Origin of the sequence: Sphingobium yanoikuyae, assembly GCF_013001025.1 — a bacterium.
GTDB classification, from domain to species: domain Bacteria; phylum Pseudomonadota; class Alphaproteobacteria; order Sphingomonadales; family Sphingomonadaceae; genus Sphingobium; species Sphingobium yanoikuyae_A.
Map to the genome: position 1 here is coordinate 3,384,072 of NZ_CP053021.1, position 16,686 is coordinate 3,400,757.

Sequence of the window (16,686 nt, forward strand, 5' to 3'; positions counted from 1 at the left end):
TCTGTCGCCCATCATGGGTCGGGTGGCAAGATATTTGATCGGCTTTTCCCGCGGTTGACGCAGGCATGCCGGGGGTTCATCACGCCGGCCATGAACGACACCATCAAGCTGCACGAAAGCTGGCGCGCGCCGCTGCGCGACCAGTTCGCCAGCCCCCATATGCAGGGCCTGAAACAGTTCATCGAAGCGGAAAAGGCGGCGGGCAAGCGCATCTTCCCCAAGGGGAATGAATATTTCCGGGCGCTGGACCTGACGCCGCTGGACCAGGTGAAGGTGGTGGTGCTGGGGCAAGACCCCTATCATGGCGAGGGCCAGGCGCATGGCCTGTGCTTTTCGGTCCAGCCCGGCGTGCGGACGCCGCCATCGCTGGTCAATATCTACAAGGAGCTGGAGAGCGACCTTGGCCTGCCCCGCGCGCGGCACGGCTTTCTGGAGCATTGGGCGCGGCAGGGCGTGCTGTTGCTCAACAGCGTGCTGACGGTCGAGATGGGCCGCGCAGCGTCGCACCAGGGCAAGGGCTGGGAGACGTTCACCGACGCGATCGTCCGGCTGGTGGCGCAGAAGGAGGAGCCGGTCGTGTTCCTGCTGTGGGGCGCCTATGCCCAGCGCAAGGCCGGCTTCGTCGATTCCGGGCGCCATCTGGTGCTGAAGGCCGCCCATCCATCGCCGCTGTCTGCGCATAACGGCTTTCTGGGCTGCCGCCATTTCTCGCAGGCCAATGACTTTCTGGAGGCCAAGGGGCGCGGCGCGATCGACTGGCGCCTGCCGGAGCCGGTGGCATGAGCGGCCCGGCGGTCGCCCTGCTCTACCAGGCGCTGCCGCCGCCGGTGATCGACGGGCTGCGCAAGGATGCCAAGCCCGGCGGCTATTCCGACGGTGGGGCCGATATCGGCTTTGCATTGAAGGGCCTAGGCCGCACGGTGGTAACGCCGGTGCCCACGCCCGATCCGGCGCAGGCGATGCAATGGGTGTTCCCCGACACGGCCGACGGCATAGCAGCCGCGATCGCGGCAGGCGCCGACACGATCTGGGCCAATAGCGTGCTGTTCGAGGGGCATCCGATCGAGGCCGTGATGGGCCAGGTCGCGATCGTCGGCCAGACCCCGGCCGCCACGCAGAAATATGACGACAAGTTCGCCACCAATCGGATGCTGGAACAGGCCGGCTTGCCGGTGGCGCGCGGCTTTTTGCTGGCTGATCGGCCGAGCGAAGGCGTGCATGCACTGGCCGATGTCGGGCAGGTGCTGGCCGATCTGGCCATCCCCTTCCCGCTGATCGTGAAGCCGGTGCGTGGGCGCGGCAGCCAGGGCGTGACGCTGGTGCGCGATGGTGACGCGCTGAACGCCGCGGCCCGCAGCCTGATCGACGAAGGCAAGTTCGGCACGCTGCTGATGGTCGAGGAATTTCTGGACGGCGAGGAAATGACCATCACCGTCCTGCTGCCCGCTGCGCCGCGCCCGCCCGGCACCACGGGGAGCGGCCATTGCGCCCTGCGCCCGGTGCTGCGTTTCGACCAGAAGGACGGTGTCGCCCCCTATAATGGCGATGTCGCGGTGACGCAGAACAGCGTCGCGATCGGCCCGGAGCGGATGGAAGAAGCCCCGGTGCTGGCGATGCTGGAAGCCTGTGTGAAGGCAGCGGGGCTGGTGGAATCGCGCGCGGTGATCCGCATCGACTGCCGCGCCGATGCCAGCGGCCAGTTCAAGCTGTTCGACCTCAACATGAAGCCGAACATGACCGGTGCGGGCCGGCCGGGCCGCGCGGACCAGGATTGCCTGTCGGCGATCGCCGCGCGGGCCGATGGCTGGTCCTATGCCCAGATGCTCGACGCGATGCTGGCGACGGCCTGGAAATAACGCCCCTAAATCCAGTGCCCAGAATCATTGAGGCCCGGTCCCACTTGCGCGGGCCGGACCCCTTCCCTCTCCAAACCGGAAAGTGGAAAAATCAGCCGTCGTAATCGCCGCCGATATTCTGGTTGCGCGGCGGAGCCGCAGCGGTCAGGCGCAGGGCCTCCGCCGACTGGGCGATCGAACCGATTTCATCGGGCGTATCGTCGTCGTCAATCTGGACCTTCTGCAGCGACGCAACGACCGAATCATGCAGGTCGGCGGGCAGAATGGTTTCCTCGGCGATTTCGCGCAGGGCGACGACCGGATTCTTGTCGCGGTCACGCTCAAGCGTCAGCTCGGCGCCACCGGAAATTTCACGCGCGCGCTGGGCGGCGAGCAGGACGAGATCGAAACGGTTGGTAACCTTGTCGACGCAATCTTCGACGGTGACGCGGGCCAATCGGGCCTCCTGAAAAATCAATAGGGAATCTTGAACTTGGCGCCTAGCAGTGGCGGCCTGTCGAGTCAATGAAAAGCCCATAAAGCCATGGCGCGCCGCGGCAAAGCGGCGCATGAAGGGGCCATGGCGTCGCGACAACAGCAAGCCCCGACCAGCCCGATCAGCGTCACGCTGAACGGCAACCGACTGACCGTCATCGAAGAAGGCGCGGCGCTGCGCGATGCGCTGGTCAGACTGATCGACGGCGCGCGCACGAGCCTGAAACTCTATTATTATATCTTCGCCGACGATGGCAGCGGCCGGCTGATCTGCGAGCGGCTGGTGGCGGCGCGGGCACGCGGCGTGGCCGTGACGCTGATGATCGACGGCTTCGGATCGTCCGATACGCCCGACAGCCTGTTCGCCCCGCTGATCGCGGCGGGCGCCCATTTCGGCCGGTTCGGGACGCGCCGGTCGACCCGCTACCTGATCCGCAATCATCAGAAGATCGCCCTGGCCGACGACAAAAGGTTGATGATCGGCGGCTTCAATGTCGAGGATGGCTATTTCGGCATTCCCGCCGACGATTGCTGGCGCGACCTGGGCCTGCTGCTGGAAGGGCCGCAGGCCGAGGCGATGGCGCGCTGGTATGGCCAGCTATGGCGCTGGGTCACGAGCAAGGGGCAAAGGTTCCGCACCCTGCGGGCGATGGTGCGGCACTGGCACCCATCGCTGCACCATGATCCGGCCGATCCGTTCCGCTGGCTGATCGGCGGGCCGACCCGGCGGCTGAGCCCCTGGGCGCAGGTGGTGAAGCATGACATGGACCGGGCGCAGCGACTGGACATGGTCGAGGCCTATTTCTCGCCCGGCCGGGGCATGATGAAGCGGATCGCCCGCGCCGCCCGGCGCAAGGGCGCGCGCCTGATCCTGCCGGCCCTGTCGGACAATGGCGCGACGATCGCGGCGGCACGGCTGCTCTATGGTCCGCTGCTGCGACGCGGGGTCGAGATATATGAATATCAGCCCTGCAAGCTGCACATGAAGCTGATCGTGATCGACGATGCGGTCTATATCGGATCGGCCAATTTCGACATGCGCAGCCTGTTCCTCAACCTGGAGCTGATGCTGCGGGTGGAGGATGCCGGCTTCGCCGAGGCGATGCGCGGCTTCATCACCCAGCGGACACGCGAGAGCCGGCAGATTTCGTTGGAGACCTATCGCGCCAGCCGCACCGGCCTGACGCTGATCAAGCAGTGGATCAGCTATCTGCTGGTCGGCGTGCTGGACTATACCGTCACACGGCGGCTGAATTTTCGCGATCCCGACGCAGACTGAGCGGAACATCGGGCGCGATGTTGCGGCGCAGGCTGGTGAGCGCCAGCAGCGCCAGCCGCCGATCATCGACCGCGCCGTGCCGGCCGATGGTGGCGAGCGCCGTGTCGATGGCCCGCACCAGCGCAGGATCGGGGTCGCCCTGCCCCCTGGCGCCAAGCCTATCGAAATGCTGGCGCACCCGCCCCAGCACGACGTCGAGCAGCCGGTCGTCGCGGGCATGGGCGCGCACCCGGAAGCGGTGGAGATCGTCGAGCGACATGCCGACGCGCGTGTCGCGCAGGATATCGAGCAAAGGCGCGGTGGTGTCGCTGCCCAGTTCGGCAAGGCGCGGGGTCAGCAGGCCGATACGGTCGAGCATGGTGTTGATCCATTTGACCGTGTCGGGCTGCTGGCGCGGATCGGTGCGCAGGGCAAGATCGCGCCAGCCCGCCCGGAGCAGGCGCAGCGCGGATTGTTCGGCGCCCACGGTGCGGACCATCTTGAGCGCCCAGACCGCGAGCAAGGCGCCCAGCATCTGGGCGATGGCGGCATTGGCGAAACTGTCGAACTGCCCGGTATAATAGCCGTCGAGGCCCATCAGGCCGGGCAGCGAGAGGATCATGCCGATCGCCATCGCCGCCAGCCGCCGCCGCACCATCATCGCACCGACCAGCAGGAAGGCCGGCGCCAGCACCGCGACCAGCACCGGGAAGTCGGACACGCGCGGCAGGATGGCAAAGGCATAGGGCGCGGCCACCAGCACCGCGCAGCAGGTGCCCTGCCACACTTTCCAGGCGGCGGGCGCGGGATCGTCCATATTGCTGAACAGGGCGCAGATGATGCTGGCAATGACGACCGCCCCTGCCCCGGCCGGCCAGGCCGACAGGATCCAGAGCAGGCAGCCGATCAGCACGGTGAGGCTGGTCGCCAGCGCGCCGCGCAGCGCCAGGCCATAATCGCGGTGCAGGACGCGGCGGCGGGCGTTGCGGATCGCTTCCCGCGCAGGCGGTGACAGAGGGATGCGATCGCCCCCCATCGCCGCCTGCAACTCGCGGCAGATGGCATGGACGGCGACCAATTCGGCCAGCCGGTCGAGCATGCTGAGCTGCAATGCCGCGTGCCAGGCGAAGGGCAAGCGGCAATCGGGCTCGCAGGCACGGGCGCGGGCGCGCAGCGCTTCAGGCGAGCCCCCCTTCCCGTCCGGCGCGCCCAGCCAGGCGACGACATCGTCCAGCAGGACATGGACGGCCGGTGGCAAGGCATCGGCCCGCTGCAACTGGCGACAGCGATCCTCGACCGCGCTGGCCAGCGGCAGCAGCAGGCAAAGCTGCGTCTCCAGCGCGCGCAGCACCCCGGCCTTCAGCCGCAGCGCGCTGCTTTCGAATGGCAAATGGGTGGCAAGCTGGTGCAGTTCGTGGATGTCGGTCGCCAATTGCCGGCGGTCGCGGGTCACGATCGCATCGCCATGGTCGACCCTCAGGGAATCGCGCGACCAGCGTTCGGCGTCGATCATGATCGCGTCGATCCGCGCCTGGAGGCGAGCCGACACGGTGCGCGGGAAGACGAGGCTGTGGACCAGCGTGGCCGAGGCGATGCCGATGCCGATTTCCTGGGCGCGCAGGCTGGCCGCCGTGAAGATCGTCGCCTGCGCCTCGACCGCCGGGAAGGCGACGATGCCGGCGGTATAGCCCGCCAGCAGGAAGGTATAGGCGCGCGGCGTCCGGTCGAGCAGCGCGACAAAGGTGCAGAGCCCGAGCCACAGCGCCAGCGCGAGCGAGAGAAGTTCGGGGGCATTGCCGAGCAATGGCACCAGCAGGATTGCCACGCCCGCGCCGATGACGGTGCCGAGCAGGCGGAACATCGCCTTCGACGACACCGCGCCGGCGAGCGGCTGGGCAACGATATAGGCGGTAATGATCGCCCAATAGGGCCGGTCCAGCCCGATCCGCAGCGCGATATAATAGGCCAGCATCGCCGCGAGAAAGGCCTTGAGCGTGAACAGCGCGTCATGGCCGCCGTAGCGATCGGCCATCCAGCGCGCTTGAGGCAAGGCAGGCGTCACGCGGCACATCCAGCATCATCGGGCGGGGCCAGGCAGGGCGGCGACGCCGGTCGGGGGAATGAAAGCCGGACGCGTCGGCCCGCCACGCCGGATCGGGCGCGCATTGCTGGAGCTTCAGGCAAACCCTCTATGCGCCTGTCCATGCGGCGAAACAATATGATCCCAAGGCACAGTCATTGTGCATGATATGCACAACCAAACAGGGCCAGCGGGCATCAATCATCCCCTTGCCGCCGCCCCCGGCTTTCTGCACAGTCGCGCCGCCCAGCCGAGCCAGGGAGACGCATTTCCAAGCGTCGCACAATCAGAACAAGGACATCGCCCCATGCCATCCCGTCGCTTAGTTGCCGCCTTGCCCGCCGCCGCGCTGCTGGCCGCCAGCCTGAGCCCGCTGCACGCCGCCACCGCGGCCGATACGCAGGCCCGCGCCGGCGAGGCCGCCTTCCGCACCCTCTACAAGGAACTGGTGGAGACCGATTCGAGCTGGCCCAATGGCAGCTGCACGCTCGCCGCCGAACAGATTGCGACGCGGCTGAAGGCGGCGGGCTATGCCGATGGCGACCTCAATGTCGTGGTCGATCCCGCTCATCCCAAGGAAGGCAATCTGACCGCCGTGCTGCGCGGTTCCGATGCCAAGCTGCCCGCGCTGCTGCTGCTCGCCCATATCGACGTGGTCGCGGCCAAGCGCGCCGACTGGACCCGCGATCCCTTCACCCTGATCGAGGAAGGCGGCTATTTCTATGGCCGGGGCACGTCGGACGACAAGGCGATGGCGGCGAGCTTCGCCGACGCCATGATCCGCTTCAAGCAGGAAGGCTACAAGCCCAAGCGCACGATCAAGATGGCGCTGACCTGTGGCGAGGAGACGGAGAAGGCGCTGAACGGCGTCGAATATCTGCTGAAGAACAAGCCCGATGCGATGGCGGCCGGATGGGCGCTCAATGAAGGCGGCGGCGGGTCGCTGGACGAAAATGGCAAGCCGGTCAGCCATGGCGTGCAGGCGGGCGAGAAGGTCTATCAGGACTTCACCTTCACCGCGACCGCGCCGGGCGGCCACAGTTCGCGCCAGGAACCGCATTTCAACGCGATCGGCTGGATGGCGCAGGCGCTGGCCAATGTGAACGCCTATGATTTCCCGGTGAACCTGACCCCGGCGGCCAAGGCCTATTTCGGCGCGTCGGCGCCGCTCTATCCCAAGCTGTCGCAGCCGATGGCGGCGGTCGGCGCGGGCAAGGCGACCGAGGCGGACTATGCCGCGATCTCGGCCGCCAATCCAAGCTGGAACGCGACCCTGCGCACCACCTGCATCCCGACGCTGATCAATGGCGGCCATGCCCCCAATGCCCAGCCCCAGTCAGTGACCGCGAACGTCAATTGCCGCATCATTCCGGGCGAGGATGTCGAGGCCGTGCGCGCGAAGCTGGCGCAGGTCGGCGGCGACGAGAAGGTCAAGGTGACGCTGGCCGATCCGCCGCAGCCCAAATCGTCGGCGCCGCAGCTGACGCCGCAGATCATGGCGCCGATCGAGACGCTGACCAAGGAGATGTGGCCGGGCGTGCCGGTGATCCCGCGGCTTGCCACCGGGGCGACCGACGGGCGCTTCACCAATGCAGCGGGCATCCCCACCTATGGCGTGTCGGGCATGTTCGCCGATCCCGATGGCCAGGGGGTCCATGGCCTCAATGAGCGCATCCGGGTGAAGTCGCTGCTCGACGGCCGCGCCTTCCTCTACCGCCTGACCAAGGCCTATACGCAGTAATGCGCAAAGGGCTGGCCCGGATGACCGGACCAGCCCTTTTTACTTGGGCCAGCGCCGCGCGGATCAGCGGCCGCTGCTGCCCAACACCCGGACTTCGCCGACCGGATAGCCCTTCTCGGCCATTTCCTTGGCATAGTCGCCACGGGCATCGGCCAGTTCGGTGCGATATTCCTCCCAGGCGTCGCGATTATCCTCCGCATCGCTGGAATGGCGCAGATCCTTGGTCAGTTCCTTGCGCGCCTCGGCCAGGTCGGTCTGGTAATTGAACCAGTAATTATTCTCCACGCCGGCGATCGGCGCTTCATAGACAAGCTGGTCCTCGACCGACGCCAGTTGTTCCTCATAGCTCACCGGGCCTTCACCCGGAGCCGGGCCGCGCGCCTGGGGCTGGGCCATGGCGGCGATCGGGGTCATGCCGACCATGGCGATGGCGGTCAGAAGCATCGAACGGTTCATGACGTTTCTCCTCTTTCCTCATCGAACCTGCGGCAATAACGCACCGGGACCGGCATTTTGCGCCTGAACGGATGTGCAGAATGGACGAAGCGAGGCGCGGCGGCGGTGGGCCGCAGCGCCCAAAAAGGCCTAATATCTGGCTTTTCCGCCCTGTTTTCAGGTGATTGGGATCAGATCAGCGGATCACCAGATAGAAGGTCGCCGGCGCGCTGCCGCCATTTTCTATCTCGATCGCATAGCGTTCGGTGAACAGCGGCAGCCAGGCGCAATCGGCCTGCGGCGCGGCCACCGGCTTGGCGCAGAGCGTGCCGCCATCGGCATTGCGCACCCGGATCGACAGGGAGGCGGCGATGCCGGTGGCGCGTGCCACCGAAATCTGCGCGCGCTGGCCGGCAAGGAACAGCTGGCGCAGCGTCACCCGCCCGCCGGCCGCCAGAGACCCGCGGCGATAGGCTGGGCCGAGCGCCCGGCCGCGATAGACCGGTCCGGCATGGACCGCGCCGCCGGCCTGCGCCTGCTGCGACCAGAGGGTGGACAGGTCATCCTGCCCCTCGGCCGGGCGCGCGCCGAGCAGCTTGAGAGTGTCGGCCGCCGCCGCGAGTGCGGCTTGATCGCCGCGCGCCTGCGCCAGATCCCCCTCCGCCAGGGTGCGCATCAGCGCATCGGTCGGCATCGGCTCCTCGACCACCGCGACCGGGCCGACGCCCAGCATCAGCAGGGGCAGGAAGAGCCTAATCATCCGCCATCTCCGGCTGCACCACGAAGCGGGCGCCGGGCGCGGCATCCTCGACATGGATGGTCAGGCCATGGCGTTCGGCGATCGCGCGGGCGAGCGCCAGCCCCAGACCATGGCCGCTGCCGGGTGAGGGATCGAGCCGGACATAGCGGTCGAAGACCAGTTCGCGCGCGTCGGCCGGGATGCCCCGGCCATTATCCTGGACAATGATCAGCGGCCCCGGCGCCAGGCTGAGCAGCACGCTGCCGCCGCGCGGCACATATTTGAAGGCATTGTCGAGCAGGTTGGACAAGAGCCGGGTGATCTGCATCGGATCGGCGCGGAAGGATATGCCCGGCGCCACCATCGCATGGAAGGCGATGCCCAGATCCTCCGCACTGGCGCCATAAAGGTCCGCCAGATTGTCGGCGATCTCGCTGAGGTCGACATCGGCCAGGCCCCGGCGATCGCCGCGCAGCGCCTGGGTGCCGGCAATGTCGAGCAGGGAATCGAGCAAGCGCACGACGCTGCGTATCTCGTCGCGCGACCGGCCGAGGGTGCGCAACAGCCCCTCATCATCGGTCCGCTCCATCGCTTTCAGGATACGCGTGTCGAGATGCATCAGCGGGGTGCGGATCTCGTGCGCGGTCTGATCCGACACGGAGCGCTGGGCCTCCATCAACCGCTGCACCTGATCCAGCATCGCATTGGTGTTGGCGGCCAGTTCGGCCAGTTCGTCGCTCGCCCCGGTGGCGCGTGCGCGCGCACCGATATCGCCGGCGCGCACCGCGTCGAAGACATGGTTGATCCGTTCGACCCGGCGGCGCAGACGGCGTGCCGCGAAATGGCCGGCGGCAAGGCTGAGCAGGGCGACGATGGCCCCGGCAATGGCAAAGGCGATGGCGAGCCGGGTCTGCAGCGCCCGCGCCCGAACATTGCTGCGCCCGACGATCAGCCGGGTGTCGGGACCAAGCAGCGTCGCCCGCGCAAACATGCGGTCGCCGCCCGGCAGGCGGATCAGCCGGGCCTCGGACACTTCGGACGCCAGGGCGGGCCAGTGATCGATATTGCCCGCCACCCGGCGCCCGGCCGCATCGGCGAGCAGATAATAGGCCTTTTCGCTGTCGCCGCGCTCCATCGCCAGCCGATCGGCGATGCGCGCCCTCAGTTCCGCCTCGCCGCTGCTGACATAGATGTCCGCCAGGCCCGCCAGATCGGTATCGACCTCTCGCCCCAGCATCACGCGCCCGTCAGTCTCGACGATCCGTTCGACCACCAGGAACAGCACCAGCGTGGACGCCAGGCTGACCAGCAGGGCCGACAGCGTGACCCGGCCGAAGACCGAGCGCAGCAGGCCGAACCTAGCCATGGGCAGCGATCAACCGATAGCCGGTGCCCCAGACCGTCTCCAGCACGGCGCTATCGAACCCTTCCTCCAGCTTGCGGCGCAGGCGGCCGACATTGACGTCGACGACATTGGTCTGGGGATCGAAGCTGAGTTTCCACACATGGCGCAGCAGCATCTCGCGCGTGACCACTTCGCCGGCATGTTCCATGAGGTAGCGGAACAGCGCAAATTCCTTGGGCGACAGCGGCACATGACGGCCGCCGCGATGGGCCGTGCGCGCCTTCACATGGCATTCCAGATCGCCGAACAGCAGCACCGAATCCTGCTGCAACCGCCCGGCCCGGCGCCACAAAGCGCGCACGCGGGCGACCAGTTCGTCCGGCTCGAAGGGCTTGGCCATATAGTCATCGACGCCGCTTTCCAGCCCCTCGACCCGATGCTCGCTGCGGCCGAGCGCGGACAGCATCAGCACCGGCGCCTCGATCCCGGCGACGCGCATGCGCGTCACCACATCGATGCCCGAAAGATGCGGCAGGGTGCGATCGAGGATGATGACATGATAGCGGCCCGATGCCGCGCGCTTGAGCCCCTCCGCGCCATCCTCCGCCAGATCGACGACCATGCCGGCGCGGACGAGGATTTCGGCAATATTGGCGCGGGCCGCCGGGTCATCTTCCACCAGCAGCACGGAAATCGGGTCGGTTTGCGCCATCTTCACCGCCTGTCAGATAGCGCGAACGGCCGCCAGTGACAAAGCCTGTTAAGGCGGTCACTGGCGGCCGTTAAGAGCCTGTTTGAAAAATCGCGAAAGAGCGATTTTTCGGTACGGTACCAGCCCGCCCCCCCGCCCAACCACCCGATCCAGTGTCATCCTGTCGGGTGGTTGGGCGGGGGAGCGGGCTGGTACTGACTTTCTCAAACAGCCAGATTATCAGATCATTATCAGATCTTGAGCCCCGCGCGCAGCATCAGCGCACCGATGATCAGCAGATAGACGCCGAAAATCTTCTTCAGCGGCCCGGCGGGCAGGCTATGGGCGGCGGCCACGCCCAGCGGCGCGGTCAGCATCGACATCGATGCGATCGCTATCGTCGCGGGGATGTTGATATAGCCCAGCGAACCCCAGGGCAGGCCGCCTTCGCGAAAGCCGATGATGGCGAAGCCGATGGTGGTCGGGATGGCGATCAGCGTGCCGATGCCCGATGCGGTGGCGATGGCGCGGTGGATGGTGCGGCCGCACAGCGTCATCGTCATGATGGCAATGGTGCCGCCGCCGATGCCCAGCAGCGAGGAAAAGGTGCCCAGCCCGCCTGCAATGCCGATGCGCGCCAGCCCCGACGGCATCTGGTCGCTGATCACCTTGCCGTTCAGCACCGGGATCAGGAAGTTGAGCGACATCAGGATAACGCCTGCGCCAAAGATCATCTTGAGCGTGCGGCCATCGACATGGCCCGCCAGCACGACGCCCGCGCCGCAGCCCAGTATGATCCAGGGCGCCCATGTCTTGAGGACGTCGAACTCCACCGCGCCGCGCTTGGAATGCGCCAGCAGCGATCGGATGGAGGTCAGGATGATCGTCGCCGCCGACGTACCGATCGCGACATGGGCGATGCCGTCCTTCGTCCCGCCCAGCAGCGGCAGCACGACCAGCAGCGCCGGCACAACGACGAAGCCACCGCCGATGCCGAAGATGCCGGCGGCAAAGCCGGCGAGCAGGCCGGCGGCCAGCATGGCAACCAGCGGCACGAGCCAGGTCATGATATCACCGGACATCAGCACGCCCCTTTCTGCAGTGCGCGACCTGCGCGCATGATGGAGCGATCGCCTTTTTGGATCAAGGCGGCGAATGTGGGGAAATCGACCATGATGTTAAACCATGCCTCTCTTCGGCGGAACCAGGATGCATGGGGGGCATGTGGTCATGTCCCCCTGCCCGACTAGACGAACGAGATCTTGGAACCCGCAAGAGAATCCATGGCGTTTATTTGACAATCGGGAAACAAAGCCCGGCGACGCGACGTCGGGCCAGACGAAAAACGGCGCAAAATAAAAGGACGCCAGCCCCGCAAGGGAGGGCTGGCGTCCTTTTGCCCGGCGCCTGTCGGGGACGCCGGGAAACAGGGGGCGGCGCGATCAGGCGATCGCGTCTTCCGCCGGGGTGTAGGGCAGGCCCAGATCGTCGGCGACGGCCTTGTAGGTAACCTTGCCGTCCCAGACATTGAGGCCCGCGAGCAGGTGCGGATCGCGGCGCAGCGCGTCCTTCCAGCCCAGTTCGGCGATGCGCAGCGCATGCGGCAGGGTCACGTTATTGAGCGCATAGGTGCTGGTGCGGGCGACCGCGCCGGGCATGTTGGCGACGCAATAATGGACGATGCCGTCGATGATGTAGGTCGGGTCGGCATGGGTGGTGGCATGGCTGGTTTCGAAGCAGCCGCCCTGGTCGATTGCGACGTCGACCAGCACCGCGCCCTTCTTCATGGTCTTGAGCATGTCGGCGCTGACCAGCTTGGGCGCGGCGGCGCCCGGAATCAGCACTGCGCCGATCACGAGATCCGCCTCGGCCACGCATTCGGCCAGGTTCGCGCGGTTCGAGAAACGGGTCTTGGCGCGCGCCTCGAAATACATGCCCAGCTTTTCGAGCACTTCGGGATTGCGGTCGAGAATGGTGACGTCGGCGCCAAGGCCGGCCGCCATCTGCGCCGCATTGAAGCCGACGACGCCGCCGCCGATCACGACGACCTTGGCCGGCAGCACGCCCGGCACGCCGCCCAGCAGCACGCCGCGGCCGCCATGCGCCTTTTCAAGGGCTGTGGCACCGGCCTGGATCGACATGCGGCCAGCGACCTGGCTCATGGGCTTCAGCAGCGGCAGGCCGCCGCTGGCGTCGGTCACGGTTTCATAGGCGATGCAGGTCGCACCCGAGGCGATCAGGTCGCGGGTCTGCTCCGGATCGGGCGCGAGGTGGAGATAGGTGTAGAGGATCTGGCCGGGGCGCAGCATCGCGCGCTCGACGGCCTGGGGCTCCTTCACCTTGACGATCATCTCGGCGCGCGCGAACACTTCGGCGGCCGTCGCGATGATGGTGGCGCCGGCCCGCTCATAGAGCGCGTCATGCGCGCCGATGCCTTCGCCCGCACCGGTCTCGACCAGAACCTCATGGCCATGGGCCGTCAGTTCATGGACGCTCTCGGGGGTCAGGCCGACGCGATATTCGTGATTCTTGATTTCCTTGACGGTGCCGACGATCATGAGACGCTCTCCATTTTGCGGCGGGATGGCCCATCCTGAAAGGACAACGCAGCCCCGCCGGTTGTGGCCCCATCATATCGCCAAGCGGGTGACGATTGTTCCCTGATTTGCGCTTGCGATCGCCCGCATGCAGGATGATATATCGCGAAATCTTATTTCATCGGGATGACATTGCATGGATCGGTTCGACATCGCGTTGCTGGAGGCGCTGCAGAGCGATTCCCGCCGGTCGATGAACGAGCTGGGCGAGCAGATCGGCCTCTCCTCCTCCGCCTGCCATCGCCGCATCCGCGCGCTGGAAGATGCCGGCATGATCGAGGGCTATGCCGCCCGGCTCGATCCGGCGGCGCTGGGCCTGACGCTCCAGGCCTTTGTCGAGATTTCGCTGACCAGCCAGAGCCGCGAGGCGATGGAACGGTTCGAGACCGCGGTCGCCGGCTTCCCGGAAATATTGGAATGCCATCTGATGGCGGGCCAGGCCGACTATCTTCTGCGGGTCGCCGCCGCCGACCTCAAGGGCTTCGACGCGGTCCATCGCGACTGCCTCGCCCGTCTGCCCGGCGTGTCGGCGATCCGCACCAGCTTCGCCATCCGCCGCATCCGCGACTGGCGCGGCTATCGGCTGCGCGATCTTCCTCTTTAAGGCGCCAATCGCACCGGCACCGGCGCATTGCACAGATCGACGCCACCCGCCGGCCGGTCGTAGAAATCATCCTTCCGGTTGGCGCGCAGCCGCAGATAGTCGGCGAAGCTAGCCGAGCCGGTATCCATCACCTGGACATGCGGTTGCTCCGCTTGCGGCAGATCGCTTGCCAGCCGCACCGAGACGATCGGCAGCTTGCGCTCGGCATCGGTATAGAAGCCCAACTCACCACTGCCGCGCGGCAGGCTGGTGAGCGCCGTCATCCCCTCGACGACGCGGCCGACGACGGCGATGTTGCGATCGAGCTGGCGCGGCGCCTGGCCGATCACGGTATAGAGTTCCGCGCCCGTGCCGGCGTCGGGCGACATGTTGCGGCCGACGCCGATCATGCCATAGCAGTGCGGCAGCCAGGCGGTGTCCCCGTCGATCGCCACCGGCCAGCCATCGATGAAGCCTGTCGCGCGCGCATAGGGATCGGGATAGGGCAGCGGCGTCAGCTTCGCCTTCATGCCTCCAAGCGGCTGGACATAGTCGGCCGGACTGGTCGGCGCGAGACCGGCGGGCAGCGGCTTCTTCTCGGTCGCGTCGCCCCATTGGACGACATAATTGTCCTGCACCCGGTTGATGCTCGTGCCGTCCCACCAATGGGCGGTGGCGAGCGCGCGGATATTGGCGACATGGCGCGGACCGAATTGCGGCGCCAGCTGGATCAGCACGCGCTTGCCGCCCTCGATCGTCATCACCAGCAGATCCTGCGCCGGGACGGTGCGCCAGGCACTGGCCGGCGCCTGCGCCACGACTGCGCTGGGCGTGGCCGGCGGATCGGCCGCATCGGCAGCGGCAAGGGGCAGGATGGCGATGAAGGGCGCGAGCAGCGCGGCACGGCGGCGAAGGGTCATGGCGCGATCAAACAATTGCTGCGCAAGAAAGTAAAGCATCCCCTTGCCTAGTGCGTTGTCGCGCGATAGGGAGCCGCCTCCAGTGCGATGGAATATGAACCCGATTCACGCCGCTTACAGCGACGATGGGGTTCCTGCGGAGCGGTGGCCGAGTGGTCGAAGGCGCTCGCCTGGAAAGTGAGTATACGTCAAAAGCGTATCGAGGGTTCGAATCCCTCCCGCTCCGCCATCATCCTTGTCCTTTCATATCCGGTCCGAATCAGAAAAGCCCAGCTTTCTGCGGCTTTCAGTCCGATTCTCGTCCACGTCCATCCCTGCCAGTCCACCGGTGGCCGATTGGAAATGTGGGAGATTTGGTGGCATGGGAAAGCTTTCAGCAACCGCTGTGAAAGCAGCAACACGGTCTGGGCGGCTCGGCGACGGCGATGGCCTGTTCCTCTTCATCAAGCCCGGCGGCGGGAAAAGCTGGATGTGCCGGGCGCAGAAGGATGGGAATCGAGGCGATTTTGGTTTGGGGAGCGCGTCGAAAGTCTCGCTGGCAACCGCTCGGGAGCGGGCGCGAGAAATCCGAACCTGGGTGGAGCTAGGGCTGGATCCAATCTTCGAGCGGCGCAAGGCACAGGGCATCCCCACATTTCGCCAGGCGGCTGCCAAGGTGATCGCGGCGCACAGCAAGACAGGCGGAACCAGAAGCACGAGAAACTGTGGCTCCAGACGCTCGAGGCCTATGTGTTCCCGCACATCGGCCATGTGCGGGCCAATGAGATTACAGGGCCCATGATCCGCAACGCGCTGGCGGATATCAGGCTCGCCAAGCCCGAGACGGCGCGACGGGTCCGGCAACGGATCGGCACTGTTCTCCATTGGACATATGCGTCGGACTATCGCCAGACTAAAGCACCCATGCGCGCGATCACCAAGGGGCTGCCGCGACAACCCAAGCAAGAAGGGCATTTCGCAGCCATGCCTTTACCGGCATGGGCCAGGATGTTTTCCAGCAGATTGGCGACTGGGTGCTTGAGCGATTGCGCATCGCCCCGCACCTCTACCGCCTGCAGGTCCACTGTCAGACCGCGACCATCATCGTCGAAGGCCGGCCGAGCATCTGGTTGAGGATGGTCGATATCCGGTCGAACTCGCTGCCCGTTCAACGACCGGCATCCGGCGGACATAGTCGCCTTCGATGATCCCCTGCGCCGTGCCGCTACTCAACACCATATAGCCCGATCCCCGGACCGTGCGGATCGCATCCCCACGTCCACCCTCGTTCAACTTGGTGCGCAGTCGGCTCATATGGGTTTCGACCAGCCGGGATTCTCCCGCGACATAGGCCTCGCGCCACCAGGGACCGATAGAGATAGCGCCGCCCCTCCACCTCATGGGCGAACGCCCTTGTTAACGAGCCGGGCGAGCAGCGTCTTGACGGTCTGCAAGCTGATCCTCGCAAGGCAGTGGACAGACCTTTTCTGAACCAAAAGGTCTGTCTTCGATCCATCCCTCAAGCCTACGTCCTGATCCTTTCGATGGAGGCCCAGCCATGCAGGATGGGCCGGAATGGTCTGATCCGTCGTGAGCCATATCGTCTGGGCACCGGAGCGCTACCCTGACAGCCTTGACCAGGGAGGCCGCGCTCTTGGAGACCTGCAACATTCTTCTCGTGAAAGATGGGCCGCAAGATCCGTTCGACGCTATCGGGCAACGACTTGCGCTCGATCCCAATGTCACCCTGGCGAGCGAGGCCCCCGTCAGCGTGGAGCAGGCCGTCGTCATGATCTGGGAGCAGCCCGAGATCGCCGTAATCCTCATCATCGGGCAGGAAACCGCCATTCCGGCGATCGCGTCGGCCATCCGTGCGGCCCGTAGCGACGTTCACATGCTACGTCCCCAGCGACGACTGCGCGCCCGGCGGCCGTTTCCTCAGCAGCTTCGTCGTCGAACCGTCGCCGGAGGAGCCTGACGGCGGAGAG

18 protein-coding genes and 1 tRNA gene are annotated in these 16,686 nt (G+C 66.3%); 9 read left to right on the top strand and 10 right to left on the bottom strand.

Annotated elements, in window-relative coordinates:
- The first annotated feature begins 90 nt into the window (after window positions 1-90).
- On the top strand, window positions 91-783 hold the full coding sequence (ung, locus tag HH800_RS16480) for a uracil-DNA glycosylase (protein WP_125999789.1): 693 nt from the start codon (window positions 91-93) through the stop codon (window positions 781-783).
- Window positions 780-1,856: an ATP-grasp domain-containing protein gene (locus HH800_RS16485; protein ID WP_169861721.1), complete on the top strand. Its 1,077-nt coding sequence runs from the start codon at window positions 780-782 to the stop codon at window positions 1,854-1,856. Before ung ends, HH800_RS16485 begins: the two co-directional genes overlap by 4 nt.
- 91 nt (window positions 1,857-1,947) lie before the next feature.
- Here the strand turns inward: HH800_RS16485 and rpoZ are convergent, their stop codons facing one another.
- Complete coding sequence (rpoZ, locus tag HH800_RS16490; protein ID WP_004208279.1) at window positions 1,948-2,292, bottom strand: DNA-directed RNA polymerase subunit omega; 345 nt, start codon at window positions 2,290-2,292, stop codon at window positions 1,948-1,950.
- Window positions 2,293-2,379: 87 nt separating this feature from the next.
- On the opposite strand from rpoZ, the gene HH800_RS16495 reads away from it, so the two are divergent.
- On the top strand, window positions 2,380-3,609 hold the full coding sequence (locus HH800_RS16495) for a phospholipase D-like domain-containing protein (protein ID WP_169861722.1): 1,230 nt from the start codon (window positions 2,380-2,382) through the stop codon (window positions 3,607-3,609).
- On the opposite strand, the gene HH800_RS16500 is transcribed toward HH800_RS16495, so the two are convergent.
- Complete coding sequence (locus tag HH800_RS16500) at window positions 3,569-5,620, bottom strand: FUSC family protein (protein ID WP_169861723.1); 2,052 nt, start codon at window positions 5,618-5,620, stop codon at window positions 3,569-3,571. The two genes, HH800_RS16495 and HH800_RS16500, sit on opposite strands and share 41 nt — an antisense overlap.
- Before the next feature lie 355 nt (window positions 5,621-5,975).
- Here HH800_RS16500 and HH800_RS16505 point away from each other — a divergent pair, with 355 nt between their 5' ends.
- Window positions 5,976-7,409 carry a M20/M25/M40 family metallo-hydrolase gene (locus HH800_RS16505; protein WP_169861724.1) on the top strand — a complete coding sequence of 478 codons (1,434 nt, stop codon included), beginning with the start codon at window positions 5,976-5,978 and terminating at the stop codon, window positions 7,407-7,409.
- A 63-nt stretch (window positions 7,410-7,472) separates the two neighbouring features.
- On the opposite strand, the gene HH800_RS16510 is transcribed toward HH800_RS16505, so the two are convergent.
- The 6 genes from HH800_RS16510 to ald form a co-directional block, all read right to left on the bottom strand.
- On the bottom strand, window positions 7,473-7,865 hold the full coding sequence (locus HH800_RS16510; RefSeq protein ID WP_004208283.1) for a hypothetical protein: 393 nt from the start codon (window positions 7,863-7,865) through the stop codon (window positions 7,473-7,475).
- Window positions 7,866-8,040: 175 nt separating this feature from the next.
- A complete protein-coding gene (locus HH800_RS16515; RefSeq protein WP_169861725.1) occupies window positions 8,041-8,604 on the bottom strand; it encodes a hypothetical protein in 564 nt (187 codons plus the stop codon).
- A complete protein-coding gene (locus tag HH800_RS16520; protein WP_169861726.1) occupies window positions 8,597-9,949 on the bottom strand; it encodes a HAMP domain-containing sensor histidine kinase in 1,353 nt (450 codons plus the stop codon). Before HH800_RS16520 ends, HH800_RS16515 begins: the two co-directional genes overlap by 8 nt.
- Window positions 9,942-10,640: a response regulator transcription factor gene (locus tag HH800_RS16525; RefSeq protein WP_010338308.1), complete on the bottom strand. Its 699-nt coding sequence runs from the start codon at window positions 10,638-10,640 to the stop codon at window positions 9,942-9,944. The genes HH800_RS16520 and HH800_RS16525 overlap by 8 nt, the downstream gene beginning before the upstream one ends.
- Before the next feature lie 230 nt (window positions 10,641-10,870).
- Window positions 10,871-11,701 (bottom strand): sulfite exporter TauE/SafE family protein, encoded by an 831-nt coding sequence (locus HH800_RS16530; RefSeq protein WP_004208288.1) that lies wholly within the window; start codon window positions 11,699-11,701, stop codon window positions 10,871-10,873.
- 360 nt (window positions 11,702-12,061) lie between these two features.
- A complete protein-coding gene (gene ald, locus HH800_RS16535) occupies window positions 12,062-13,177 on the bottom strand; it encodes an alanine dehydrogenase (protein WP_017498976.1) in 1,116 nt (371 codons plus the stop codon).
- A 175-nt stretch (window positions 13,178-13,352) separates the two neighbouring features.
- Here ald and HH800_RS16540 point away from each other — a divergent pair, with 175 nt between their 5' ends.
- A complete protein-coding gene (locus HH800_RS16540) occupies window positions 13,353-13,820 on the top strand; it encodes an Lrp/AsnC family transcriptional regulator (RefSeq protein WP_069338080.1) in 468 nt (155 codons plus the stop codon).
- Here HH800_RS16540 and HH800_RS16545 read toward each other — a convergent pair.
- Entirely contained in the window at window positions 13,817-14,719 is a 903-nt protein-coding gene (locus HH800_RS16545; protein WP_169861727.1) for a peptidylprolyl isomerase, read from the bottom strand. The genes HH800_RS16540 and HH800_RS16545 overlap by 4 nt on opposite strands.
- 138 nt (window positions 14,720-14,857) lie before the next feature.
- Between HH800_RS16545 and HH800_RS16550 the strand changes: the two genes are divergently transcribed.
- The 3 genes from HH800_RS16550 (at window position 14,858) to HH800_RS29615 (ending at window position 15,832) form a co-directional block, all read left to right on the top strand.
- Window positions 14,858-14,948 (top strand) — tRNA-Ser (locus HH800_RS16550).
- A 132-nt stretch (window positions 14,949-15,080) separates the two neighbouring features.
- The gene (locus HH800_RS29110; protein ID WP_235681903.1) at window positions 15,081-15,500 is read left to right on the top strand and encodes an Arm DNA-binding domain-containing protein; all 420 of its coding nucleotides are present in this window, start codon (window positions 15,081-15,083) and stop codon (window positions 15,498-15,500) included.
- Window positions 15,449-15,832, top strand: a complete 384-nt coding sequence (locus HH800_RS29615; RefSeq protein ID WP_419248210.1) for a phage integrase central domain-containing protein — start codon at window positions 15,449-15,451, stop codon at window positions 15,830-15,832. The genes HH800_RS29110 and HH800_RS29615 overlap by 52 nt, the downstream gene beginning before the upstream one ends.
- Here the strand turns inward: HH800_RS29615 and HH800_RS29500 are convergent.
- A complete protein-coding gene (locus tag HH800_RS29500) occupies window positions 15,800-16,099 on the bottom strand; it encodes a winged helix-turn-helix domain-containing protein (protein WP_081260945.1) in 300 nt (99 codons plus the stop codon). The two genes, HH800_RS29615 and HH800_RS29500, sit on opposite strands and share 33 nt — an antisense overlap.
- A gap of 253 nt (window positions 16,100-16,352) precedes the next feature.
- On the opposite strand from HH800_RS29500, the gene HH800_RS16565 reads away from it, so the two are divergent.
- The gene (locus HH800_RS16565; protein ID WP_169861728.1) at window positions 16,353-16,676 is read left to right on the top strand and encodes a hypothetical protein; all 324 of its coding nucleotides are present in this window, start codon (window positions 16,353-16,355) and stop codon (window positions 16,674-16,676) included.
- Window positions 16,677-16,686 lie beyond the last annotated feature (10 nt).